Annotated in this window: 22 protein-coding genes and 1 pseudogene; 10 read left to right on the plus strand and 13 right to left on the minus strand. The window is 62.9% G+C overall.

Annotation, left to right across the window (positions count from 1 at the left end; all coding sequences use genetic code 11):
- Positions 1–39 precede the first annotated feature (39 nt).
- On the minus strand, positions 40–270 hold the full coding sequence (locus ACODSK_RS00615; protein ID WP_489013080.1) for a DUF1127 domain-containing protein: 231 nt from the start codon (positions 268–270) through the stop codon (positions 40–42).
- A 178-nt stretch (positions 271–448) separates the two neighbouring features.
- Here ACODSK_RS00615 and ACODSK_RS00620 point away from each other — a divergent pair, with 178 nt between their 5' ends.
- The gene (locus ACODSK_RS00620; protein ID WP_489013082.1) at positions 449–1,879 is read left to right on the plus strand and encodes an aminotransferase-like domain-containing protein; all 1,431 of its coding nucleotides are present in this window, start codon (positions 449–451) and stop codon (positions 1,877–1,879) included.
- Between the two features lie 58 nt (positions 1,880–1,937).
- Positions 1,938–3,491, plus strand: a complete 1,554-nt coding sequence (locus ACODSK_RS00625; RefSeq protein ID WP_489013083.1) for a phospholipase D family protein — start codon at positions 1,938–1,940, stop codon at positions 3,489–3,491.
- Positions 3,492–3,522: 31 nt separating this feature from the next.
- Here ACODSK_RS00625 and ACODSK_RS00630 read toward each other — a convergent pair whose 3' ends face one another.
- From ACODSK_RS00630 to ACODSK_RS00665, 8 genes are all read right to left on the minus strand, one after another.
- Positions 3,523–4,107, minus strand: coding sequence for a DUF6708 domain-containing protein (locus ACODSK_RS00630; RefSeq protein WP_489013084.1), 585 nt, complete (start codon positions 4,105–4,107; stop codon positions 3,523–3,525).
- 182 nt (positions 4,108–4,289) lie between these two features.
- A complete protein-coding gene (locus ACODSK_RS00635; protein WP_489013085.1) occupies positions 4,290–5,078 on the minus strand; it encodes a DUF6708 domain-containing protein in 789 nt (262 codons plus the stop codon).
- Positions 5,075–5,659, minus strand: a complete 585-nt coding sequence (locus ACODSK_RS00640) for a DUF6708 domain-containing protein (RefSeq protein ID WP_489013086.1) — start codon at positions 5,657–5,659, stop codon at positions 5,075–5,077. The genes ACODSK_RS00635 and ACODSK_RS00640 overlap by 4 nt, the downstream gene beginning before the upstream one ends.
- Before the next feature lie 182 nt (positions 5,660–5,841).
- Positions 5,842–9,015, minus strand: coding sequence for a T6SS effector BTH_I2691 family protein (locus ACODSK_RS00645; protein ID WP_489013087.1), 3,174 nt, complete (start codon positions 9,013–9,015; stop codon positions 5,842–5,844).
- Positions 9,012–9,956, minus strand: coding sequence for a hypothetical protein (locus ACODSK_RS00650; RefSeq protein ID WP_489013088.1), 945 nt, complete (start codon positions 9,954–9,956; stop codon positions 9,012–9,014). The genes ACODSK_RS00645 and ACODSK_RS00650 overlap by 4 nt, the downstream gene beginning before the upstream one ends.
- Positions 9,953–12,022: a type VI secretion system Vgr family protein gene (locus ACODSK_RS00655; protein ID WP_489013090.1), complete on the minus strand. Its 2,070-nt coding sequence runs from the start codon at positions 12,020–12,022 to the stop codon at positions 9,953–9,955. Before ACODSK_RS00655 ends, ACODSK_RS00650 begins: the two co-directional genes overlap by 4 nt.
- A gap of 238 nt (positions 12,023–12,260) precedes the next feature.
- Positions 12,261–13,409, minus strand: coding sequence for an MFS transporter (locus tag ACODSK_RS00660; RefSeq protein WP_489013091.1), 1,149 nt, complete (start codon positions 13,407–13,409; stop codon positions 12,261–12,263).
- Between the two features lie 119 nt (positions 13,410–13,528).
- The gene (locus ACODSK_RS00665) at positions 13,529–15,022 is read right to left on the minus strand and encodes an aldehyde dehydrogenase (RefSeq protein WP_330072790.1); all 1,494 of its coding nucleotides are present in this window, start codon (positions 15,020–15,022) and stop codon (positions 13,529–13,531) included.
- Positions 15,023–15,218: 196 nt separating this feature from the next.
- On the opposite strand from ACODSK_RS00665, the gene ACODSK_RS00670 reads away from it, so the two are divergent.
- Both ACODSK_RS00670 and ACODSK_RS00675 read left to right on the plus strand, forming a co-directional pair.
- The gene (locus ACODSK_RS00670; RefSeq protein ID WP_489013092.1) at positions 15,219–15,578 is read left to right on the plus strand and encodes a cupin domain-containing protein; all 360 of its coding nucleotides are present in this window, start codon (positions 15,219–15,221) and stop codon (positions 15,576–15,578) included.
- An 80-nt stretch (positions 15,579–15,658) separates the two neighbouring features.
- A complete protein-coding gene (locus tag ACODSK_RS00675; protein WP_489013093.1) occupies positions 15,659–15,862 on the plus strand; it encodes a hypothetical protein in 204 nt (67 codons plus the stop codon).
- A gap of 124 nt (positions 15,863–15,986) precedes the next feature.
- Here the strand turns inward: ACODSK_RS00675 and rpmG are convergent, their stop codons facing one another.
- Positions 15,987–16,142 (minus strand): 50S ribosomal protein L33, encoded by a 156-nt coding sequence (gene rpmG, locus ACODSK_RS00680; protein WP_003242516.1) that lies wholly within the window; start codon positions 16,140–16,142, stop codon positions 15,987–15,989.
- An 11-nt stretch (positions 16,143–16,153) separates the two neighbouring features.
- Positions 16,154–16,390 (minus strand): 50S ribosomal protein L28, encoded by a 237-nt coding sequence (gene rpmB / locus ACODSK_RS00685; RefSeq protein WP_037058999.1) that lies wholly within the window; start codon positions 16,388–16,390, stop codon positions 16,154–16,156.
- 363 nt (positions 16,391–16,753) lie between these two features.
- Here rpmB and ACODSK_RS00690 point away from each other — a divergent pair, with 363 nt between their 5' ends.
- Positions 16,754–18,343 (plus strand): ABC transporter substrate-binding protein, encoded by a 1,590-nt coding sequence (locus ACODSK_RS00690; protein WP_489013094.1) that lies wholly within the window; start codon positions 16,754–16,756, stop codon positions 18,341–18,343.
- A gap of 127 nt (positions 18,344–18,470) precedes the next feature.
- Here ACODSK_RS00690 and radC read toward each other — a convergent pair whose 3' ends face one another.
- Positions 18,471–19,160 carry a RadC family protein gene (gene radC, locus ACODSK_RS00695; protein WP_489013095.1) on the minus strand — a complete coding sequence of 230 codons (690 nt, stop codon included), beginning with the start codon at positions 19,158–19,160 and terminating at the stop codon, positions 18,471–18,473.
- Positions 19,161–19,310: 150 nt separating this feature from the next.
- Between radC and coaBC the strand changes: the two genes are divergently transcribed.
- The 4 genes and pseudogenes from coaBC to argB all read left to right on the plus strand — a co-directional run bounded on the left by coaBC (position 19,311) and on the right by argB (position 23,419).
- Positions 19,311–20,519 carry a bifunctional phosphopantothenoylcysteine decarboxylase/phosphopantothenate--cysteine ligase CoaBC gene (gene coaBC / locus ACODSK_RS00700; protein ID WP_489013096.1) on the plus strand — a complete coding sequence of 403 codons (1,209 nt, stop codon included), beginning with the start codon at positions 19,311–19,313 and terminating at the stop codon, positions 20,517–20,519.
- 5 nt (positions 20,520–20,524) lie between these two features.
- Positions 20,525–20,980, plus strand: a complete 456-nt coding sequence (dut, locus tag ACODSK_RS00705; protein WP_489013097.1) for a dUTP diphosphatase — start codon at positions 20,525–20,527, stop codon at positions 20,978–20,980.
- Positions 20,981–21,106: 126 nt separating this feature from the next.
- Positions 21,107–22,480 (plus strand): annotated as a pseudogene (locus ACODSK_RS00710) (phosphomannomutase/phosphoglucomutase); the annotation flags it as partial.
- A gap of 30 nt (positions 22,481–22,510) precedes the next feature.
- Positions 22,511–23,419, plus strand: a complete 909-nt coding sequence (gene argB, locus ACODSK_RS00715; RefSeq protein WP_489013098.1) for an acetylglutamate kinase — start codon at positions 22,511–22,513, stop codon at positions 23,417–23,419.
- 55 nt (positions 23,420–23,474) lie between these two features.
- Here the strand turns inward: argB and pyrE are convergent, their stop codons facing one another.
- A complete protein-coding gene (pyrE, locus tag ACODSK_RS00720; RefSeq protein ID WP_489013099.1) occupies positions 23,475–24,116 on the minus strand; it encodes an orotate phosphoribosyltransferase in 642 nt (213 codons plus the stop codon).
- Between the two features lie 80 nt (positions 24,117–24,196).
- On the opposite strand from pyrE, the gene crc reads away from it, so the two are divergent.
- Positions 24,197–24,976, plus strand: coding sequence for a catabolite repression control protein Crc (gene crc / locus ACODSK_RS00725; RefSeq protein ID WP_489013100.1), 780 nt, complete (start codon positions 24,197–24,199; stop codon positions 24,974–24,976).
- Positions 24,977–25,035: the final 59 nt, after the last annotated feature.

The following is a 25,035-nucleotide window of genomic DNA, read 5'->3' on the forward strand; positions in this document are numbered from 1 at the left end:
CTGGCTTGCCAGCGATGAGGCCATCAGCAGCAAAAGACTTCAGTCTCTCCAGAACGGCTTGAGCCCTTCCTCTACCGCATCACCACGGCTCAGGCCAATGTCCTTCAGCTGCGCGGGCGTCAGCTCCAGCAGTGCCCGCCGTGTTTCCCAGCGATGCACCCACAAGCGCAAGGTGCCCATGAACCGTGGCGCGCGCAGCTTGGCTTCGCGCTGAGCCCGCTCCAGTTCGCTGCCATACAGTTTCAAGCGCACATCGCTCAGCCCGTTCATTGCGTGTTCCTCCAGGGTTGGTAAACCGTGGAGAAAGCATGCGCGCAAGGAAAAATCCGTTACAGATTCAACCGCTCGGAATTTTCTTCATACAGATTTCGCTATTTCCTCTCTGAATGCTGTATTTTTCCGAAATCTGTACTGGTTATTTCCTACAGCTTTTTCCGGAGTACGCCCCATGACCCTCTATGTCAATCTCGCCGAGCTGCTCGGCGCCCGCATCGAGCAGGGGCTGTATCGTCCGGGCGACCGCCTGCCGTCGGTGCGTGCCCTGAGTCTGGAGCATGGGGTCAGCCTGAGCACGGTGCAGCAGGCCTACCGCCTGCTGGAAGACAACGGCCTGGTGGCGCCGCGGCCGAAATCCGGCTATTTCGTCCCGCAGAACCGCACCCTGCCCGCCTTGCCTGCGGTGGGTCGGCCAGCACAGCGGCCTGTGGATATCTCTCAGTGGGAGCATGTGGTGGAGCTGGTGCGCAGCGTGCCGCGCAAGGACATCGTCCAGCTCGGCCGGGGCATGCCCGACGTCAACAGCCCGACCCTGAAACCGCTGCTGCGCAGCCTCGCCCAGCTCAGCCGGCGGCAGGACATGCCCGGCCTGTACTACGACACCATCAGCGGCACCCAGGCCCTGCGCGAGCAGGTCGCGCGGCTGATGCTCGACTCCGGTTGCAGCGTCGACGCCGCCGACCTCGTGATCACCACCGGCTGTCACGAAGCGCTCTCGGCGAGCATCCGCGCCGTGTGCGAGCCTGGGGACATCGTCGCGGTGGACTCGCCAAGCTTCCACGGCGCCATGCAGACCCTCAAGGGCCTGGGCATGAAGGCCATGGAGATCCCCACCGATCCGCTCACCGGCATCAGCCTCGAAGCCCTGGAACTGGCCCTTGAACAGTGGCCGATCAAGCTGATCCAGGTGACCCCGAGCTGCAACAACCCGCTCGGCTACATCATGCCGGAGGCGCGCAAGCGGGCCCTGCTCAGCCTGGCCCAACGCTTCGACGTGGCGATCCTCGAGGACGATGTGTATGGCGACCTGGCCTACACCTACCCACGACCACGGACGATCAAGTCCTTCGACGACGACGGACGGGTGCTGCTGTGCAGTTCCTTCTCCAAGACCCTCGCCCCCGGCCTGCGCATCGGCTGGGTGGCGCCTGGCCGTTACCTGGAGCGGGTCCTGCACATGAAGTACATCAGCACCGGCAGTACCGCGACCCAGCCGCAGCTGGCGATCGCCGACTTCATCGAGGCCGGCCATTACCAGCCGCACCTGCGGCGGATGCGCAGCCAGTATCAGCGCAGTCGCGACCAGATGATCGACTGGGTGACCCGCTACTTCCCCGCCGGCACCCGGGTCAGCCGGCCCCAGGGCAGTTTCCTGCTGTGGGTCGAATTGCCGGAAGAGTGCGACACCCTGAAACTGAATCGCCTGCTGCTCGAACAGGGCGTACAGATCGCCATGGGCAGCATCTTTTCCGCCTCGGGCAAGCACCGTAACTGCCTGCGCATGAACTACGCGGCACGGCCGACCCCGACCATCGAGGCGGCGGTGCGCACGGTCGGGGAGAACGCCATTCGTCTGCTGGGCGAGGAAGCGAAGCACGGGTAACCTTTGCCTGTTGCACGCGGTCTACAGTTCAACTGCCCTGCGACCACGGAATCCACCCTTGACCCGCCATCGGCTCCTGCCCGTCCTGCTCACCCTGTTGCTGGCCCTGTCTGGCTGCGCCAGCGTCAGCGTGCCCCGCGACGTGACCCAGGCGATCCCCGCCAGCCAGTCTGCCTTCGGCCGCTCGGTGCAGCGCCAGGCCGAGGCCTACGAGGGGCGCTCCGGGTTCCGCCTGCTGCCCAACAGCAACGAAGCGTTCCGCGCTCGCGCCGAGCTGATCCGCAACGCGCAAAGCAGCATCGATCTGCAGTACTACATCGTCGCCGACGGCCTCAGCACCCGGGCACTGGTCCACGAACTGCTGGCAGCGGCCGACCGCGGCGTGCGGGTGCGGATCCTTCTCGACGACACCGCCAGCGATGGCCAGGACGGCCTGATCGGCACCCTCGCCGCCCATCCGAACATCCAGATCCGCGTTTTCAACCCGCTGCAACTGGGGCGCGCCACCGGCGTCACGCGGACCATGGGCCGCCTGTTCAACCTGTCGCGCCAGCACCGGCGCATGCACAACAAGCTGTGGCTGGTGGACAACAGCATGGCCATCGTCGGCGGACGCAATATCGGCGACGCCTACTTCGATGCCGAACCCAACCTGAACTTCACCGACATCGACCTGCTCGGCGTCGGCCCGGTGGCCGAACAACTGGGGCACAGCTTCGACCAATACTGGAACAGCGCCCTGAGCAAACCCATCGGCGACTTCCTCTACAGCCAGCCGGACGCCGACGACCTGCGCGCCAGCCGCCAGCGTCTGGAACAGTACCTGGCCGAGGCTCGCAGCCAACGCACGGCCCTGTACGAGCGGCTGATGGCCTACCAGACCGAACCGCGCCTGGACGTGTGGCGCAACGAACTGATCTGGGCCCACGGCCAGGCCCTGTGGGACGCACCGAGCAAGGTGCTGGCCGACGACGAACCCGACCCGCAACTGCTGATGACCCGGCAACTGGCGCCGGAGCTGAACGGCGTGCGCAAGGAACTGATCCTGATCTCCGCCTACTTCGTGCCCCGCGAAGAAGGCCTGCTGTATCTCACCAGCCGCGCCGACGCCGGGGTCCGGGTCGACCTGCTGACCAATGCCCTGGAAGCCACCGACGTACCGGTGGTCCACGGCGGCTACGCGCCCTATCGCCGGGCGCTGCTGGAACACGGCGTGAAACTCTTCGAACTGCGCCGCCAGCCCGGCGACCACAACCAGCCGCGATACCGCTTCAGCGGCGCATCGGACTCCAGCCTGCACAGCAAGGCCATCGTCTTCGACCGGCAGAAGACCTTTATTGGCTCATTCAACTTCGACCCGCGCTCGGTGCTGTGGAACACCGAAGTCGGCGTGCTGGTGGACAGCCCGGAACTGGCCCAATACACCCGCGACCTGGCGATCCAGGGTATGGCGCCAGCGGTGGCGTACCAGGTGGAACTGCGCGACGGCAAGCTGGTGTGGGTGACCGAGGACAATGGTCAGCCGCATGTGCTGACCACTGAGCCTGGAGGGTTGTGGCGGCGGTTCAATGCGTGGATTGCCAAGGCGGTGGGGTTGGAGAAGATGCTTTAGGGGCGAAGGCGGTTGGTGGGGGTTGCGCTGGTCATGGTGCTGTCGTTGATTCGAGATCCATATCAGTAGGCCACTCGACCTTCGGCGCCAGCAGCATGGCGATGTTGCACCACAGCACATCGTTGTGGTCCCAGGGCGGGCCTAGGGGCGGCAGTGCGTCGGGGCCTTGTTGCATGTAGGTGCAGACGTAGGCCCAAGCGTGCGCGTCGGCGCCCATGGCGGTCAGGGGGAAGCGGTCGATGACTTGATTGGTGCCGGGTTTGACGATGGACAGTTCGACGCCGAACTGGATGATGGCGCCGCCTTGGGCGGTGAAGTGGGTTCGTCTCCAGCGTTCGGCTCGGACCTGTGACCAGTCGTAGGCCACCGGTACTACCCGCCACTCCTCGAAGGGATTCCACCAGCGGTATTTGAAGTTGTAGGCATAGAGGCGTTGGCGGGCGCGGTTGAAGCGGAGTGGTAAATCGCGAGGAGGGGCTACATCGAACTTCCAGAAAAACAGAACTGACCACACTCCGAAGGGGATAGAGAAAACAAGCATCATCCACTCTTCAAAACTGAGGTTGCGCCAGCCTGACAAGAAAAGTAACCACATGACCGAGAGAAGGATACTCATGATCGGTACGAACCAGATCACAACTCCCCTAACAAGTGCCGAAGCACGTGGAAGTTCCAGAAAAGTATCGTCCTGATGGTTAGGTGTATCGAGCCCGAGTGCTGGGCTGACAGCCGGCACCTCATTGGGTGTAGGCAAATCCTCCTGCCAACCAAGGCATGGAGGCGCTAGCTTAGGTTTTCTCATATTGTTCGGGGCGCGGTCCTCGATTCCAAGTCCATATCGGCAGGCCACTCAACCTTCGGCGCCAGCAGCATGGCGACGTTGCACCACAGCACATCGTTATGGTCCCAGGGCGGCCCTGGGGGCGGCAGCGCGTCGGGGCCTTGTTGCATGTAGGTGCAGACGTAAGCCCAAGCGTGCGCGTCGGCACCCATGGCAGTCAGGGGGAAGCGGTCGATGACTTGGTTGGTGCCGGGTTTGACGATGGACAGTTCGACACCGAATTGGATGATGGCCCCGCCCTGAGCAGTGAAGTGGGTTCTTCTCCAGCGTTCGGCTCGGACCTGTGACCAGTCGTAGGCAACGGGTACTACCCGCCATTCTTCGAAGGGATTCCACCAGCGGTATTTGAAGTTGTAGGCGTACAGGCGTTGGCGAGCTCGATTAAAACGGAGAGGTAGATCGCGGGGAGGAGATACATCGAATTTCCAGAAAAATACGGTTAACCAAATCCCAATGAGTGAAGTGGATATAAGAATGAGCCACTCTTCGATCACCAGCGTTCGCTCGGCGAATAGATAAAGCCATGACGATATGAAAAGAGATATGGCTGAGGGAGGCACGAACCATATCACCACCCCTCTAACAAGAGCCGATGCCCGAGGCAATTCCAGAAAAACATCATCTTGATGATTAGGCGTATCAAGCCCGAGGTCCGGGGAAACGACTGGTAATTCGTAGGGACCGGGCAGGTCCTCTTTCCAGCCGGGACAAGGCGGTATGAGCTTGGGCGCTTTCATCCTGCTCATGGCGCGGTCCTAGATTCCAAGTCCATATCGGCAGGCCACTCGACCTTCGGTGCCAGCAGCATCGCGATGTTGCACCACAGGACATCGTTATGGTCCCAGGGCGGCCCTGGGGGCGGCAGTGCATCGGGGCCTTGTTGCATATAGGTGCAGACGTAGGCCCAGGCGTGCGCGTCGGCGCCCATGGCGGTCAGGGGGAAGCGGTCGATGACTTGGTTGGTACCGGGTTTGACGATGGACAGTTCGACACCGAACTGGATGATGGCGCCGCCCTGGGCGGTGAAGTGGGTTCTTCTCCAGCGTTCCGCTCGAACCTGTGACCAGTCATAAGCAACGGGTACTACCCGCCACTCCTCGAAAGGGTTCCACCAGCGGAATTTGAAGTTGTAGGCGTAGAGACGTTGGCGAGCTCGGTTGAAACGCAGTGGTAAGTCTCGGGGAGGAGTTATATCAACTTTCACGCAAAACACGAGTGACCAGATTGTAATTACCACAGCCGTGATCAACATGATCCATTCTTCAAGCTCCAATACACGCCAGTCTGAAACGATGAACCACAACAATCCGATTAAGAGGATGCTCATGACGGGCGCGAACCATATCACTACTCCTCTGACAAGTGCCGAGGCGCGCGGTAGTTCCAGAAAAGCGTCATCTTGATGATTAGGTGTATCGAACCCAAGTGCTGGAGTCACAGCTGGCTTTTCATCAGGAGTAGGTAAATCTTCTTGCCAGCCAGGACAAGGCGGGGTGAGTCTAGGTCTTCTCATATGGCCTCCAGCCTTGCTTGGGCCTTGATCTTGTCCTCTTTGATGATGAGCCGGGCAAATCCTGACTTGTCACTCTCGTCAGGCCAATAAGACACCTCAAGCTTAAAAGCTTGAACCTCAAGATGACCAAAGAAGCTGATAGACCCACGAATCTCTAGGGCTTGGGCAATGAGGGTAATGACAGGAGCTGTAGTTTCAGGGTGATATCCAGGCCTCTTCCACGCAGAGGGAGACGGCAACGGACCATTCACTCCATCACTACGACCACTCGCGATGGTTTCTCCCAAAGCCTGGTTTGGCCGGTATACCTGCAACGCCCATTCGTAACCTGATAAACCAGCCTTATACCCAGGCAGGACGAGTTTGTAGTCCAGAAAGAGCCCGGCAGGAACTGCATCACCGATGGGAACTCCACCTGTCGGCTCAGCCTTAACAACCATTCCTACCTCCGCAGTCAAGCCCAGCAGCGCTGCGTTCAAGACGCCAATTGCGGCATCGACGTCCTCTGGGGTCGTCCAACGGCGGTATTCGGTTGGAAGGCCCCAGCGGGAGTGGCGCGCCCAGAGCTCCAAGGGCTGTGACTCTTGTCTTTTTGCCCACACTGCCAAGCCGAATGCAACAAGACCTAGCAGTACGGCCGCGGCAAGTGGAATTAGTGCAAATGCGGCTGGAGCCAAGGCCCCCCAAACCCCGAGCACTGCTGAACCTGCAGCCGAAGCAGTCGCTAGTGAATATTTAACACTTGCCCCTCGGTCACCAGAGGCTTTTGAGCGAACCGCCGCAAACGCATACTGCAACCCCTCCAACGCACTTGCCAACGCCACCAGCGCCCCACCGTACTGGACGATCCGTGCTCCCACCCCAACTGTCTGTCCGACAGTCCGCGTCGGTATGGTCAGATCTGGCCGCACCATCTGAATCACCCCACCGACCACCTCGACACTTGCCCCCATCACGCCAATCGATGCCGACATGACCGCTGCCACGGCTTCGGGATACTTGTCCCCCACGGTATCGAGCAGGCTGGCATAGCTTCGGCGCAGGCTGTCCTGCTGGAACCACAGGCTGATCAGGCCCAGCCCCATGGCGCTGGCGCCTGGTACGCCGGCAACAGCGGCGTTGCGCATGCTGTGCATCGATTCCCGCACCAGCTGGACGGAGCCCTCGGCATTGAGGGTCACCTTGCGCGCCAGGTTGTCCATGGCCCCTTGGACTGCTTCGGCACCGATAGTGACACTGCGCAAGGCATCGCCAATGCCGTCGCTGACCCCGGTGCCGAGCTTGTCCAGCCGGGCCTTCAGGGCCTCGGCGTTTTCCAGGGTCCAGAACGTGACTTGGACCAGCTTGCCAGGGGTGCCCGGCACGGCCGCCGACAGGGTGTTGCTCAGCAGCATGGCACGCACCTTGCGCTGGGCCGGCTTGCGGAACTGCTGGTCGAGCCGGGTCAGGTAGCGATCGGTGCTTTCCTGCAGCACTTCGTTGAGCAGCGAGAGGTACTCGCCCACCTTGAGGGGAACGGTGATCCGCGTGACCGCCACCCCGTAGTAGCGCAGCAGGTTTTCGCGGTGCAGGTGCCCGAGCAGTGCCCGGGTTTTGTCCGACAGTTGGTCACCAAGACGACTGCTGGCCGTCGCCGCCGCGGCCAGCAGTTGCCCGATGGCATCCTGTACGGGCCCGGTCATCAGGTTCTTGGCTTCCTGGGTGGTGATGAAGGTCTTGATGGCGTGGTAGACCCGGGTGCGCTCGTCACCGACGAGAGCGCTATGCAGTTCTCCGAACAGCGGCCTGACCCCCGCGGTCAGGGCACGGTGCAGCAGACTGTCCTCGTTCTCCAGCAGGGTTTTCCACAGGCGCAAGGTAGGGCCCAGTGGACCGTCCCCGCTACGTTCGGTCGCGCCACCGGACAGGCAGGTCGCCAACATGCGGGTGAACAGCTCGGTCGAGCGCTCGTCGGTGATGCTGTAGTCATGCAGGGCCGCGCGCTGATAGGCCGCGTCCTGGTAGTAGCGCTCATAGTCTTCGGCAACGTCGTTGATGACCTGTTGCCAGCCGGCGAGGGTGTGCTGGAAGTCCGCCTCAAAGTCTGCACGGGCCTGCTCGTCGTAGCGTTCTTCCAGGCGCTTGCTGGCCTTCGCTTGCCACATCGAAGCCACACGTTCGGTTTCCGCCTCGACATTGAGCTTGGGCAGGTTCGGATTGAGCACCGGATTTTTGTTTTGCTCCTGTCGCCACTTGACTGCGTCTTCCGCGCGCTTCTTCGCCTTGAGTCTCGCCATTTCGAACTGATGCCCACGAATCGCGAGCAAGGCCTGGGAAGTGAAGTGCTCGAAGCTGCGCTGCGGTTCGGCACACCATTGCAGCATGGCCTGGTGGCGGAGCAGATGCTGGGCATTGAGCTCCTGGACCACGCCGATGGGGTCGGGCAGCACCAGGGCCAGTACGCCGTTGGGCAGCTCCTGTTCCTGGATCACGGTGCGCAGATGCCCCTTGAGGGCGCGCAAGCGGTGCTGGCGACCGTAGAAGCCATGCACGCTGCGGAAATCGCCGGGGATGTTTTGCGCGTACTCGAGCACCTGGTGCAGCTGCGGGTCGCTTTCGCTCATGGCGATACCGACGCTGGCAGGCTCATCGCGGGCGGCCTTGAGGTCGAGTCGGTGGAAGCGTTCGTTGAGGTTCACGCCGTCGACCACGCCGCCATGCTTGTAGGCATCCAGCACCGCCTCGGGCCAGGGATCGTTGGCGATGGCCAGCCAGGCGGTGGAGTACTTGCGGGTGTCGATGTTGATGAAGGCGGCGGGAATATCGTGATCTTCGCGAATGCAGGCCTCGCACAGCGGGCGAGGCTCCTCGCGCGGCATCTGGTACGGGCGGAACTGGCTCAGCGCCCCTTCGGGCGAGATCTCGTAGGCCTGCCATTCGCGCCGGTCGAGCAGCACGTAGAGGTAGCCCTGGCGCAGGATGCGCGGTTGATCGAAGCGCATGTTGACGGCCTTGACCTCGGGGATCTTGGGCAATGGCCGCAACTGGGTCTCCCAGGGCTCCGGGGCATAGGCGGCGCGCAGGGGCAGAATGGGCAGGCCGCTGCGCTGGCAGGTGGGACAGATGTCGCTGGGAACCGGGCAGGCTTCGCCGGTGGCAATGTCGGAGATGACACTGAAGCTGGTGGTCATGAATAGTCCTTCGCGCTGGGCAGGTCGATGTACGTGCGTTTCCACAGGGCTTCGTCGTAGTGGCTGGCGAAGTGGCTTTGCAGGTCCAGGGCACCTGATCCGGCCTTGGTGACGAGCGCCTGGATTTCCGGGTGTCGCCACAGCAGCGGGTGGATGAACACCTGGTGCAGGCACAGCGCGATGACGTCGCGCTGATTACACAGACCGAGTCCATGCGCAGCACGAATCAGGTTCAGCGCATGCAGTGCTGCGTTGGGTGGGAGGATGGTTTTGCCGGCCCAGCGCCATGGGGCGAAGCCGACAGGGCGCTGCTGGAGGTGCTGCCAGATGCCGAGGAAGTTGTTGATCAGCGGCACCCAGTACTGGGCTTGCCGGGCCGCCGCCGGCATGACCACCTCGACCGGTTTGTCGGTGCCGTCTACCACGGTATAAGTCCCCCAACTGAGCGGTAACAACCAGTAGCGGATGGGGCACAGCAGCCAGCTTATCTCGCTGACCGCCGTATAGCACAACAGCTCCAGCCTCAGTGGCTCGAACCAGGGCGAGGGGCGTCCGCTCTCGGTCGCCGTGGTGTGGCAGTCGGCCGCGATCTGCTCGGCGATGACCTCGAGTGGTTGCGGGCTGAGCAGCCAGCCGCAGACATAACGCTTGTGATAGCCAAGGTCTTTCGATGAACGCTCGGCGCTAAATTCGAGATGGTGCAGCGCCGGTGCTTCACCGGGTTTGGCCAGTTGCACCAGCGCGGGACAGACCTCGGGAGTGTGGGCGAGGTCCGGGCGCAGGACGCGGGTGACCGCAGCATTGCCGAGCGACTGGGTCAGGGACCGCACGCTGAGCGGGTGCTCCGGGGCACATTCGGCCAGGCCGTCCAGCAGCAGATAAAGGTAGTCATCCGGCTTGCGGTACTTCTCGAGGAAGTAGGTGACAGACTCGATGCTCATTTGACTTTCCTTTCGCAGGTGTCCTGCTCGCCTTCCAGCACCTCGCTGGCCTGCGACAGGCTGTTGCCACTGCCGCCTGGCGGCTTGTTCATGGGGCCCTTGAGCGTGAGGGCGATGCCATCCAGGGTGATGCCCGCGGCATCGATGCGCAGCGTGCCGCCGGGGGCTTTGATGACCACGGTGTCGGCCGTGCTGATTTCATAGGTCCGGGTGTGATGCACGATGCGCTGGCTCGCGTGCAGGATGACGTCGCCTTGCACCTGCTGGTGCAGGTGACCACCGATCTCGATGTAGTGATCGGCGGTCGTTGTGTCATGGCGGTCAATGCCGACCACTTCGGTTCGGTCACCGGCGATGCTGATGCTGTGATTGCGATCGATCACCAGCTCATCGTCCTCGCCGATCCGCTGCCGCCGGTTGCGCCCGATGAGCAGTGTTTCGTCGTTGCCCACGGTGTCCTTGCGGTCGTGGCCGATGGTGAGGGTTTCGTCGTTCTCCACCTGCTCGCTGCGGTCGTGACCGACGAAGGTGGTTTCGTCGTGCTTGACGACGTTGTTCTGGTCCCGCTGCGCGTGGATGAACACCTCTTCCTGGCCTCCCTCGTCCTCGAAGCGCAGCTCGTTGAAACCATCGCCCTTGTGGCTCTGGCTCTTGATGGTCATCCGGGTCTTGTGCCGGGGCAGTTCGTAGGGCGGACGCTGCAAGGCGCTATAGCACCGGCCGATGATGATCGGTTGGTCCGGATCTCCGTCCATTGCGCCCACTATTACTTCCTGACCAATGCGCGGTATCGCCATATGCCCCCACAGCGCCCCGGCGATGTTCTGCGATACGCGGACCCAGCAGGAACTGTGCTCGTCTTCCTTGCCTTCCCGGTCCCAGGGGAACTGCACCTTCACCCGGCCATATTCGTCGCAGTAGATCTCCTCGCCCGGCGGGCCCACTACCCTGGCCGGCTGCGGGCCGTCGATGCGCGGTTTGGGCAAGGCTTCAGGACGCCATTCGGTGTCGTCCGGGACCAGGGTGGCAATGCAGTTGTAGTGGATGCCCTGGCGCGCGTCGGCGCTGTCTTCGGCGAGGCTGGTGTATTGCTTGCCGTGGTGCTCCAGATGGGTCGGGCGCCAGCCGCGGTTGAGGTCTTCACGGGGGTGGCCGATCAGGTCGAAGCAGATGCCCGGCACCAGTCGCGCATCGTCCCCTTCGGCGATGACCTGACAGGCATCACCACGCAGTCCTCGCAGGCGGTCGCGGGTGAAGGCCTCGCCAGCTTCGCCCTTGTAGCGGCCGGGATAGTCGTAGCGCTCGTAGTTGCGGTTCTGGTGCTGCAGGTCGCTGGCTTCGCGCCGGGTCTGCTGGTTGTACTTGGGATTCTTGAAGCTGTAGTCGCGCTGCACCTGGCGGGCGGTACGCACATTCTCGGTGTAGATGAAGCGATGCAGCGCCGGACCCGGGCGGTCGCCGCCGGGCTTGGCGTTGTATTCCACCGGCAGGCCAGGCTGCTTGCCGAAGATCCACAGGCGGTCGCAGTGGATCAGGCGGTGGCCTTCGGCGCTGTGCCGGAAGCCGTAGAAGAAACCTTCTTCTCTCATGATCCGCTCCAGAAATCCGTAATCGGATTCCCCTGCCTGCGTGCAATATTCTCTCGTCTCGTGGGGGTTGGTGACACGCTGCTCGTAGTCGAGGGTGAGGGCGTGTTTCTTCAGCATCGCGGTGGCGATGTCGGGGACGTTGAGGGTCTGGAAGATGCGCCAGTCCGAGGACAGCTTCATCCGCGCCAGGCGCGGCTCGACCACGGCGTGGTAGCGGGTGCAGCGAAAGCCGGTGTCGCCCTGCTGGAACGAGCTGACCGAGCCGTGCACGTAGCGCACCGGCTGTTCGCCTTGCCAGAGGGTGAACAGCGCCGGACGGTCGAGGATTTCGCCGAAGTCGACGGCGGGGTTGGTGCAGCTCAGGTCGATGTCGAGACGGAAGGTTTCGGACAGGCCTTCGCGCAGGCGGAATTCGACGACTTCAAATTCATCGTTGCCCGCGCTGAAGGTAAAGCGCAGATCGGATTGGACGGGCATGCAGTGCTCCCTGCAACTACGCACCCATCGCGAACATCAGCGCCGGGCCGCATGTGGATTGGGGAATCCACCTGGGCGCCGGACCGGAAGAAAGGCTGGCCGCTGACCGAGGGGATGTCCATGGAAGTGATTCCGTGGAGATCCTGAACCTCGGTCAGCAGCGGGAATATAGGAAAATTCCTAAGTAATGCGGCGAAATGGCTGCGCGTTTGGGAAACGCGCGAGCCATTGCCAGGAATCAGTCCGCAACGGCGGCTACGGGCGCGAATGCGTTGGCACGCCGCGCCAACAGCACCAGAACCACCGCCCCCACCGCCATGAACCACGGCAGCGCATGCCCACTCAACCACTGGCTCCCCGCCCCCGCCGCGAGCGGCCCGATCAGGCAACCGATACCCCACAACTGCGCCACATGGGCGTTGGCCCGGACCAGGGCATCGTCGCGATAACGCTCGCCAATCAGGATCAGCGACAGGGTGAACAAACCACCGGCACTGGCGCCGAACAGCACCCATAGCGGCCAGATCAGCGGCGTTTGCAGGAGCAGCGGGATCATCAGGCTGGATATCGCCAGGGTCACCGCACAGCCGCTGAACAGGGTGCGCCGCGACATGCGGTCGGCCAGTGCGCCGATCGGCAGTTGCAGCACGGCATCGCCCACCACCACGGTGCTGACCATGAACAGCGCGACTTCCGCGCTGAACCCTTGTTGCAGGCAATACACCGGCAGCAGGGTCAGGATCATGGCTTCGAACGCGGCGAACAGGGCGATGGCCCAGGCGATCACCGGCAGGTTGCGGCAGAAGCCGAACAGGTCGCGGAAGGTCACGCTGGCCGCCTCGGTGCTCGGCGCGCCGCCGCGCCCGAACAGGAGCAGCGGCGAGACGATCAGCAGGCCGACGCCGATCCAGAAACCGAGGTCGTCATCCGAGCCGACCACGCCCAGCAGCAAGGGCCCGGCCAGCTGGCTCAGGGCGTAGCTGCTGCCGTACAGCGCTACCAGGCGACCGCGCCACTGTTCCACCACCAGTTGGTTGATCCAGCTTTCGCCGAGGATGAAGACGATGGTCAGGACCACACCGATCAGCAGGCGCAGCACCAGCCACACCGGGTAGCTGGGCAACAGCGCCAGGGCGCCGATGGACAGCGCGCCGGCCCATAGGCACAGGCGCATCAGGCCCGGCGTGCCGAACCGCGCCGCCAGGCGGCTGGCCAGGCTGGCGCCGAGCAATACGCCGATCGCCGGCATCGCCGCCATCACGCCGATGGCGAAGCTGCCATAGCCCCAGCCTTCCAGGCGCAAGGACACCAGCGGCATGCTGACCCCCAGCGCCAGGCCGACACTGAGCACGGCAGCCAGCACGGCGAAATAAGTCCCCCAACGCATCTCACACTCCTTGAAGAATTACCGTACAGCACAGACGACACAGCCGGACCGGCCTTTCGGCACGGCCCGGCTGCGTGACCGGATCGGACTGACGCGGCGTTAGCGCCGCGCCAGGGAAATTACAGCTTGATCCAGGTGGCTTTCAGCTCGGTGTACTTGTCCAGGGCGTGCAGCGACTTGTCGCGGCCGTTACCGGACTGCTTGAAGCCACCGAACGGTGCGGTCATGTCGCCGCCGTCGTACTGGTTGACCCAGACGCTACCGGCGCGCAGGGCCTTGGCAGTCTGGTGGGCCTTGCTGATGTTCGAGGTCCAAACACCGGCAGCCAGGCCGTACGGGGTGTCGTTGGCGATGGCGATGGCTTCTTCGACGGTGTCGAAGGTGATCACCGACAGCACCGGGCCGAAGATTTCTTCCTTGGCGATGCGCATGGCGTTGTTGACGCCGTCGAAGATGGTCGGCTCGACGTAGGTGCCGCCGGTCTCTTCAAGGATGCGCTTGCCGCCGACCAGCAGCTTGGCGCCGTCGGTATGGGCGGACTCGATGTAGCCCAGCACGGTGTTCAGTTGCTGGGTGTCGACCAGGGCGCCGACGGTGGTCGCCGGGTCCAGCGGGTTGCCGGGTTTCCAGGCTTTCAGGGCTTCCAGCACCAGGGGCAGGAACTGGTCCTTGATCGAGCGTTCCACCAGCAGGCGCGAGCCGGCGGTGCAGACTTCACCCTGGTTGAAGGCAATGGCGCTGGCAGCAGCTTCGGCGGCGGCCTTCAGGTCAGGAGCGTCGGCAAAGACGATGTTCGGGCTCTTGCCACCGGCTTCCAGCCAGACGCGCTTCATGTTCGACTCGCCGGCGTAGACCATCAGTTGCTTGGCGATCTTGGTCGAACCGGTGAACACCAGGGTATCGACGTCCATGTGCAGGGCCAGGGCCTTGCCTACGGTGTGGCCATAGCCAGGCAGAACGTTGAGCACGCCGGCCGGGATACCGGCATCCACCGCCAGCTGGGCGATGCGGATGGCGGTCAGCGGGGATTTTTCCGACGGTTTCAGCACAACCGAGTTACCGGTGGCCAGGGCCGGGCCGAGTTTCCAGCAGGCCATCAGCAGCGGGAAGTTCCACGGCACGATGGCGCCGACGACACCTACCGGCTCGCGGGTGACCAGGCCGAGTTGATCATGCGGGGTGGCGGCGACTTCGTCGTACACCTTGTCGATGGCTTCGCCGTTCCAGGCCAGGGCATTGGCCGCACCCGGAATGTCGATGGTCGAGGAGTCGCCGATCGGCTTGCCCATGTCCAGGGTTTCCAGCAGGGCCAGCTCTTCGACGTTGGCCTTGAGCAGGCCGGCGAAGCGGATCAGGGTGGCCTTGCGCTTGGCCGGAGCCATGCGCGACCAGACGCCGGACTCGAAGGTGGCACGGGCGTTTTCCACGGCGCGCTGGGCGTCGGCTTCATCGCAGCTGGCGATGTGCGCCAGCAGGCGACCGTCGACCGGGCTGATGCATTCGAAGGTCTGGCCGGAAACGGCGGCGGTGTATTCGCCGTTGATGAACGCACGACCTTCAATCTTCAGTTGCTGGGCACGCTGTTCCCAATCCGCACGCGTCAGGGTGGTCATAGCAAACTCCTCTTGTTGATGTGCAGTGTCGTGCGAGAGGTCATCGACACTGTCAGAAATTTCCGCCGGAGCTGTCATCGCTCAACAGCATTCGACACCCTAAACTACTGGGACCCGAATTATCAATATATTTGACATTAAGCTGCCAAAAGCCTAGTGATGTTCATTTTATTTAACAATCAGGTGAGCTCGTCCCATGAATATCCAGCAGATCGTTGATTTTGCTCAGGTCCTGACCGAAGCCGAACGCTACCGTCCCGCCGCCGAAAAGATCCTCAAGGGCGATCCTGAACAAGCGGTGTACAACCACTACGCCAGCCCGTGCGACCAGTTCGCTGCAGGTGTCTGGGAGGGCGCGGTTGGTCAGTGGACGGTCAATTACACCGAGCATGAATACTGCGAGATCGTTCAGGGCGTGTCGGTGCTGCGCGACGAACAGGGCCAGGCCAAGACCCTGCGCGCCGGCGACCGCTTCGTAATACCAGCGGGCTTCAAAGGCACCTGGGAGGTGCTGGAGCCATGCCGCAAGATCTACGTGATGTTCGAGCAGAAATAGATATGTAGCGCCGCCAGGGGGTGCCGCTTGTTGATCATGGCGTGGTCCATCCGGACCACCAACAACAAGGAAGAACAATCATGACCAATGAACAAGTACTGGTAGCCCTGGCCAAGCTGGTTGGCTGTGAATACCACGAAGCGATGAAGGCGCAGATCACCGAACTGACCGGCCGCGGCCGCGTCGCCGGCCCGAACGACATCACCACCAAGGAGTTCGACGAGTCGCGCATCCATGTGGTCGCGGGCGGCAACGGGGTGATCACCGGCTTCCGCTTCGGCTGATCCCGTAGAGCTCCAGGACGCCCGGTGCGAGAGCATCGGGCGTTTTTTTGTGCCCGTGAAAAATCCAGGGCATAAAAAAAGCCCGTATCCAGGGATACGGGCCTTTTCGCGAAAGCCGGACCAATTACTTGATCTTGGCTTCCTTGTACATCACGTGCTTACGGACGACCGGATCGTATTTCTTGATCTCGATCTTGTCCGGAGTGGTGCGCTTGTTCTTGTCGGTGGTGTAGAAGTGGCCAGTACCGGCGCTCGACACCAAACGGATCAGTTCACGCATGACGTTCTCCCTTAGACCTTGATGCCGTTACGGCGAATGTCGACCAGAACGGCGTCGATGCCGCGCTTGTCGATGATACGCATGCCCTTGGCGGAAACGCGCAGACGCACGAAACGCTTCTCGGACTCGACCCAGAAGCGATGATGCTGCAGGTTCGGCAGGAAACGACGACGGGTTTTGTTGTTTGCGTGGGAAATGTTGTTCCCGGTTACTGGACCCTTACCAGTAACTTGACAGACTCTCGACATGCCTCAGCCCTCTAAAACCACATGCCCAACCCGGCATGGGTTGGCCGCTTAATCTCTCAGTTTCTGGCGCCAGGCGCCGTGATTCTTCGGGGTCTTACCGGCTACACCCGAGGATGCTACACACCGGGCCCCTAGAAAAGAGCGCTGCTTTATACCAGAAAGACCAGAGCACAACAACACAAGATGTGATCGGAGCCCGCAGCCTGCAGCCCCGTGCAGCGCGGCAAACGGCCTGCACAGGGGTTTACCGCTCGTCGCGCAATTCGTTTAAAAAGGTGTTGGCGATTTGTAATCCGGGGCACTAGGGTAGGACTTTTCCAGACTGCACTGGCAGATGGGTCGTCGTTCAGCCTAGGAGTTCTCATGCGTCCCGCCGTTCTATCCCTGTTGCTCGCCTCCCTGCTCGGCCCTGCCGTGGCCCAGGCCGCCGCCCTGAGCGTGTGCACCGAAGCCAGTCCCGAAGGCTTCGACGTGGTCCAGTACAACTCGCTGACCACCACCAATGCCTCGGCCGACGTGCTGATGAACCGCCTGGTGGAGTTCGACGCGGCGGCAGGCAAGGTAGTGCCGAGCCTGGCGCAAAGCTGGACGGTCTCCGCCGATGGCCTGAGCTATGAATTCAAGCTGCGCCCCGAGGTGAAGTTCCACACCACGCCTTACTTCAAGCCGAGCCGCGCGCTGAATGCCGATGACGTGCTGTTCAGCTTCCAGCGCATGCTCTACCCGGCACACTCCTGGCACAAGATCGCCCAGAGCGGCTTCCCTCATGCCCAGTCGCTGCAACTGCCCGAGCTGATCAAGCAGATCGATGCTCCGGATCCGCTGACCGTACGCTTCACCCTGAGCCACCCGGATGCCACTTTCCTCGCCACCCTGAGCATGGGCTTTGCCTCGATCTATCCGGCGGAATATGCCGATCAACTGCTCAAGGCGGGCACCCCGGAGAAGCTCAACAGCCAACCGATCGGCACCGGCCCGTTCGTCTTCAACCGTTTCCAGAAGGACGCGGTGGTCCGCTATCGCGCCAACCCGGACTACTTCAACGGCAAGCCCGCAGTCGATCCGCTGATCTTCGCCATCACCCCGGACGCCAACGTGCGCCTGCAGAAACTGCGGCGCAACGAGTGCCAGATCGCCTTGTCGCCGAAGCCGCTGGATATCGCCGCGGCGAGCGAGGACGCGAACCTGAAGGTGGACAAGACCGAAGCCTTCATGACCGCGTTCGTCGCCATCAACAGCCAGCATCCGCCGCTGGACAAGCCGGAAGTGCGCCAGGCGATCAACCTCGCCTTCGACAAGGACAGCTACCTCAAGGCCGTGTTCGAAGGCACTGCGGTCGCCGCCAATGGTCCGTTCCCGCCCAATACCTGGAGCTACGACAAATCGCTGCCGGGCTACCCGACCAACCTGGACAAGGCCCGCGACCTGTTGAAGAAAGCCGGCCTGCCTGACGGTTTCAGCACCACCCTGTGGACGCGCCCGTCCGGCAGCCTGCTCAACCCCAACCCAAGCCTCGGTGCGCAGTTGTTGCAGGCCGACCTGGCCAAGATCGGGATCAAGGCGGAAATCCGCGTGATCGAGTGGGGCGAGTTGATCCGTCGGGCCAAGGCCGGCGAGCATGACCTGCTGTTCATGGGCTGGGCTGGCGACAACGGCGACCCGGACAACTTCCTCAGCCCGCAGTTTTCCTGTGCGGCGGTGACCTCCGGCACCAACTTCGCCCGCTACTGCGACCCGCGCCTGGACCAGTTGATCAGTGCCGGCAAGACCACCACCGACCAGAGCGTGCGCAGCCGCCTGTACCAGCAGGCCCAGGCGCAGATCCAGCAGCAGGCGCTGTGGCTGCCGCTGGCCCACCCCACCGCTGCGGTGCTGCTGCGCAAGGACGTGGAGGGCTATCAGGTCAATCCGTTCGGACGCCAGGACTTTGCCGGGGTGAAGGTAGAGAAGTAGCGCCATACAGTGGCCCCTATCGCTGGCAAGCCAGCTCCCACAGATTCAGCGGTGCACGCGGTCACTGTGGGAGTCGGCTTGCCGACGATGAGGCCATCAGCAGCAACCCGGAATTCCCCCGATCACTTCAAGCCGGATTGCTGAAGAAGTGCCCGCGCTCAAGCATCGATAGCGGCTCGCCGTCACCGATGATGAAGTGATCGAGCACTCGCACTTCGATACTCTCCAGGGCATCCACCAGCCGGTGGGTCAGGCGAATGTCGGCCTTGCTTGGCTCCGGGTTGCCGGACGGATGGTTGTGACAAAGAATCAGCGCCGCGGCGTTGTGCGCCAGGGCCCGCTTGACCACCTGGCGCGGGTACACCGTGGCACTGTCGATCGAGCCGCGAAAGAGGATCTCGAAACCCAACGGTCGGTGCTTGGTGTCGAGAAACAGACAACCGAACACCTCGTTGCGCTCATGGCGCATCTGCGCCTTCAGGTAGGTTTTCACCACGTCCGGGTTTTCCAGCGCTGAACCGCGCTGCAAGGTTTCCCCCAGGTGCCGCCGGGCCATCTCCATCACCGCCTGCAACTGCGCGAACTTGGCCGGCCCGAGGCCCTGCCCCTGGCTGAAGCCGCGCTGGTCGGCCTCCAGCAACCCTCGCAGCCCTCCAAAGCGCTGCAACAGGTCCCGGGCCACATCCACGGCGCTTTTGCCGCGTACGCCGATGCGCAGGAATATCGCCAGCAATTCGGCGTCCGACAGGTTCGCCGCGCCCCGCTCCAACAGCTTCTCCCGTGGCCGTTCCGCCATGGGCCAGTCCCTGATACTCATCAACAAATCCCTCTGTCTGTCCGTTACTGCTCCCGGCGCACTTGCAGACAGCACTGCTGTGCTATCTTAGCCGCCACTTTTTGCACAGCGATTCGGCCTGGGGAGGCGTCGGCGTTGTGCACAACTTTCCATCAGAAAAAAGGCAAGCCTATGCAGCGGCTGTATCGGAAACGCATCGTTCTCGGCGTCGGCGGCGGCATTGCCGCCTACAAGAGCGCCGAGCTGGTTCGCCGACTCCTGGAACACGGCGCCCAGGTGCGCGTAGTCATGACCCGTGGCGGAGCCGAGTTCATCACTCCGCTGACCATGCAGGCGCTCTCCGGGCACCCCGTGCACATGGACCTATTGGATCCCGCTGCCGAAGCGGCGATGGGCCATATCGAACTGGCCAAATGGGCCGACCTGGTGCTGATCGCGCCAGCCACCGCCGACCTGATCGCACGCCTTGCCCAAGGCGTGGCCGACGACCTGCTCACCACCCTGGTGCTCGCCACCGACGCCACCGTGGCCGTAGCACCGGCGATGAACCAGGCGATGTGGCGCGACCCGGCGACCCAGGCGAACCTGGACACCCTGCAGCAGCGCCAGATCCAGGTGTTCGGCCCGGCTTCGGGCAGCCAGGCCTGCGGCGACGTCGGCCTCGGCCGCATGCTCGAAGCCACTGACCTGGCGTGGTGCGCCGCCGAGTGCTTCAAGCGCGAATCGCTGACCGGCAAGCATGTGCTGATCACCGCCGGCCCGACCCAGGAAAACATCGACCCGGTGCGCTACATCACCAACCACAGCTCCGGAAAGATGGGCTTTGCCCTGGCCGAAGCCGCGGTGGAAGCCGGCGCCCGGGTGACCCTGGTCACCGGCCCGGTGCATCTGCCGACGCCGGACCGGGTCACCCGGATCGACGTGGTCAGCGCCCGCGACATGCTCGCGGCCTGCGAAGCGGCGATTCCCTGCGACCTGTTCATCGCCTCGGCCGCCGTTGCGGACTACCGCCCGGAAGTCGTCGCCCCGCAAAAACTCAAGAAAGACCCTACGACCGGTGACGGCCTGCTGCTGCAGATGGTGCGCAACCCGGACATCCTGGCCACCATCGCCACCCGTCCTGACCGCCCCTTCAGCGTCGGCTTCGCCGCCGAGACCGAACACCTGCTCGATTACGCTGCGCGCAAGCTCAAGGACAAGAACCTCGACCTGATCGTCGCCAATGACGTGGCCAACCCCAGCATTGGCTTCAACAGCGAGGAAAACGCCTGCAGCGTGATCGATCGCCAGCTCCACGAAACCCTGTTCGCGCAGACCAGCAAGGGCAAGATCGCCCGCCAGCTGATCGCTTTCATCGCCGAACGCCTCAACCAGGTTTGATCCACATGCACGCTCTACAAGCCAAGATTCTCGATCCACGCATCGGCGCCGAATTCCCGCTGCCGCAATACGCCACCCCGGGCTCGGCCGGCCTCGACCTGCGCGCCATGCTCAAGGAAGACACCATCCTCGAGCCGGGCCAGACCCTGCTGATCCCGACCGGCCTGTCGATCTACATCGGCGACCCGGGCCTGGCGGCGATGATCCTGCCGCGCTCCGGCCTGGGCCACAAACACGGCATCGTCCTCGGCAACCTGGTCGGCCTTATCGACTCGGACTACCAGGGCGAACTGATGGTGTCGTGCTGGAACCGTGGCCAGACCGCGTTCAACATCGCCGTCGGCGAGCGCATCGCGCAACTGGTCCTGGTGCCGGTGGTACAGGCGCATTTCGACATCGTCGAGACCTTCGACGAGACCCAACGCGGCGCTGGCGGCTTCGGTCACTCCGGCAGCCATTGATCCGCTGATCGCCCTCGACCGCCGGTCGCGGGCGAACTCTCCGCCGGAAAGGCCGTCCAAGCGTTCCATACGCCCGAAAGCCTTCGAGACTGGAGTCCCGTGATGAACGATATGGCCCAACTGATCCCCGCACTGCCCGACAGCATCTTCCGCGCCTACGATATCCGTGGTGTGGTCGGAAAGACCCTGCATGCCGAGACGGCCTACTGGATCGGCCGCGCCATCGGCGCCCAGAGCCTCGCCCAGGGCGAGCCGAACGTGTCGGTCGGCCGCGATGGCCGCCTGTCCGGCCCGATGCTGGTGGAACAACTGATCAAGGGCCTGGCGGACGCCGGTTGCCAGGTCAGCGATGTCGGCCTGGTGCCGACGCCCGCCCTGTATTACGCCGCCAACGTGCTGGCCGGCAAATCCGGGGTGATGCTCACCGGCAGCCACAATCCGTCGGATTACAACGGCTTCAAGATCGTCATCGCCGGCGACACCCTCGCCAACGAGCAGATCCAGGCCCTGCTGACCCGCATCAAGACCGAAGACCTGCCGCGCGGCGCTGGCAAGGTCGAGAAGGTCGATATCCTCCCGCGCTATCACCAGCAGATCGTCGGCGACATCAAACTCGCCCGCCGCCTGAAAGTGGTGGTGGACTGCGGCAACGGCGCCGCCGGGGTCAATGCCCCGCAGTTGCTGGAAGCCTTGAACTGCGAGGTCATCCCGCTGTTCTGCGAGGTCGACGGCAACTTCCCCAATCACCATCCGGACCCGGGCAAGCCGGAAAACCTCGTCGACCTGATCGCCAAGGTCAAGGAAACCGGTGCCGACATCGGCCTGGCCTTCGACGGTGATGGCGATCGCGTCGGCGTGGTGACCAACACCGGCAGCATCGTCTACCCCGACCGCCTGCTGATGCTGTTCGCCCAGGACGTGCTGGCCCGCAATCCGGGCGCCGAGATCATCTTCGACGTCAAGTGCACCCGCCGCCTGACCCCGCTGATCACCGAGCACGGCGGTCGCCCACGGATGTGGAAGACCGGTCACTCGCTGATCAAGAAGAAGATGAAGGAAACCGGCGCGCTGCTGGCCGGCGAGATGAGCGGGCATATCTTCATCAAGGAACGCTGGTTCGGTTTCGACGATGGCATCTACAGCGCCGCGCGCCTGCTGGAGATCCTCAGCAACACCGATCTCGACGCCGAAACCCTGTTCGCCGGCTTCCCGAATGATATTTCCACCCCGGAAATCAACATTGATGTGACCGACGAGAGTAAATTCAGCATCATTGATGCACTGCAACGCGACGCCGACTGGGGCAAAGCCGACCTGACCACCATCGACGGTGTACGGGTCGATTATCCCCACGGCTGGGGCCTGGTCCGCGCGTCCAACACCACGCCGGTGCTGGTATTGCGCTTCGAGGCCGACAATGACGCCGAACTGCAGCGAATCAAGGCTATATTCCACGCGCAGCTCAAGCGCGTAGCCCCCGACCTGCAACTACCGTTCTGACCGAACCACTTGTTCCAACTGGAGCCCTGCATGACCCTCGATCGCGATGCCGCCACCCATGTCGCCAAGGTACTGTCCGAAGCGCTGCCGTATATCCGACGCTTTGTCGGCAAGACCCTGGTGATCAAGTACGGCGGCAACGCGATGGAAAGCGAGGAGCTGAAAACCGGCTTCGCCCGCGACGTGGTGCTGATGAAGGCAGTCGGCATCAACCCGGTGGTGGTGCACGGCGGTGGCCCGCAGATCGGTGACCTGCTCAATCGCCTGTCGATCGAGAGCCGTTTCGTCGATGGCATGCGCGTCACCGACGCGGCGACCATGGACGTGGTGGAAATGGTCCTCGGCGGCCAGGTGAACAAGGACATCGTCAACCTGATCAACCGCCACGGCGGCAGCGCCATCGGCCTGACCGGCAAGGACGCCGAGCTGATCCGCGCGAAAAAGCTCACCGTCACCCGCCAGACCCCGGAAATGACCACCCCGGAAATCATCGACATCGGCCACGTCGGCGAAGTCGTTGGGGTCAATACCGATCTGCTGAACATGCTGGTGAAGGGCGACTTCATCCCGGTCATCGCGCCAATCGGCGTGGGCCCGAATGGTGAGTCGTACAACATCAACGCCGACCTGGTCGCCGGCAAGGTCGCCGAGGCGCTGAAAGCCGAGAAGCTGATGCTGCTGACCAACATCGCCGGCCTGATGGACAAACAGGGCACCGTGCTGACCGGCCTGAGCACCGAGCAGGTCGACGGCCTGATCGCCGACGGCACCATCTACGGCGGTATGCTGCCGAAGATCCGTTGCGCACTGGAAGCGGTCCAGGGTGGCGTGCACAGCTCGCACATCATCGACGGCCGCGTACCGAATGCCGTGCTGCTGGAAATCTTCACCGACAGCGGCGTCGGCACCCTGATCACCAACCGCAAGCCGCGTCACTAAGGGCTGCACATGAAAAAGGCGACCATCAGGTCGCCTTTTTCGTTTGGGCTGTCGCTCAGATGCCGTATTGCGCGCGGTAGGCCTCCACCGCCGGCAGGTGCTGCTTGAGCTGCGGGTCGTCGGCGAGGAACTCGAGGACCTGGGTCAGGGAGACGATGCTCACCACCGGAATGCCGAAGTCGCGCTCCACTTCCTGGATCGCCGACAGCTCGCCGTTGCCGCGTTCTTCGCGGTTCAGCGCGATCAGCACGCCGGCGGCGCGGGCCTGCTGGGCCTGGATGATCTGCATGACTTCGCGGATCGCGGTGCCGGCGGTGATCACGTCGTCGATGATCAGCACGTCACCGGCCAGCGGGGCGCCGACCAGGCTGCCGCCTTCGCCGTGATCCTTGGCTTCCTTGCGGTTGAAGCACCATGGCACGTCGAGCTGGTGTTGCTCGGCCAGTTGCACCGCAGTGGCTGCCGCCAAGGGAATGCCTTTGTAGGCCGGGCCGAACAGCACGTCGAACGGAATCTTGCTGTCGACGATGGCCGCCGCGTAGCAACGACCGAGCTGGGCCAGGGCCGAACCGCTGTTGAACAGGCCGGCATTGAAGAAATAGGGGCTGGTACGACCCGATTTAAGGGTGAACTCACCGAAGCGCAGAACCCCGCGATCGATGGCAAAACGAATGAAGTCGCGCTGATACGGCTGCATGAGGAGTCCCGGATACCACGGATTTAGCTAATTGAGTAGAGCTCGGGTATCATACACGCACGTGATTTTTGGGGCCATTTATGCGGATCATCAGTGTGAACGTGAATGGCATTCAGGCTGCGGTCGAGCGTGGGTTGCTCAGCTGGCTGCAAGCTCAGAATGCCGACGTCATCTGTCTTCAGGATACCCGCGCCTCGGCCTTTGAGCTCGACGACCCGGCTTTTCAGCTAGATGGCTACTTCCTTTATGCCTGCGACGCAGAAGTACCCGCCCAAGGCGGCGTGGCACTTTACTCGCGCTTGCAGCCCAAGGCAGTCATCATGGGCCTGGGCTTCGAGACAGCCGACCGCTACGGGCGTTACCTGCAGGCCGATTTCGACAAAGTCAGTATTGCTACCTTGCTCCTGCCTTCCGGGCAGAACGGCGACGAAGACCTCAACCAGAAATTCAAGTTGATGGACGACTTCGCCAAGTACCTGGACAAGCAGCGCCGCAAGCGTCGTGAATACATCTACTGCGGCTCGCTCTACGTGGCGCAGCAGAAGCTCGACATCAAGAACTGGCGCGACAGCCAGCAGTCGCCGGGCTTCCTCGCCCCAGAGCGCGCCTGGATGGACGAGATCGTCGGCAACATGGGCTATGTCGATGCCCTGCGCGAAGTCAGCCGCGAAGGCGACCAGTACAGCTGGTGGCCGGACAACGAACAAGCCGAGATGCTCAACCTGGGCTATCGCTTCGACTACCAGTTGCTGACGCCAGGCCTGCGCCGCTTCGTGCGTAGCGCGCGCCTGCCACGCCAGCCGCGCTTCTCGCAGCATGCGCCGCTGATCGTGGACTACGATTGGACGCTGACGATCTGATCCTCTGATCGCCAGGCACAAAAAAGCCGACCCTCGGGTCGGCTTTTTCATGTCCGCGA

This window comes from Pseudomonas sp. FG98, from assembly GCF_057808595.1.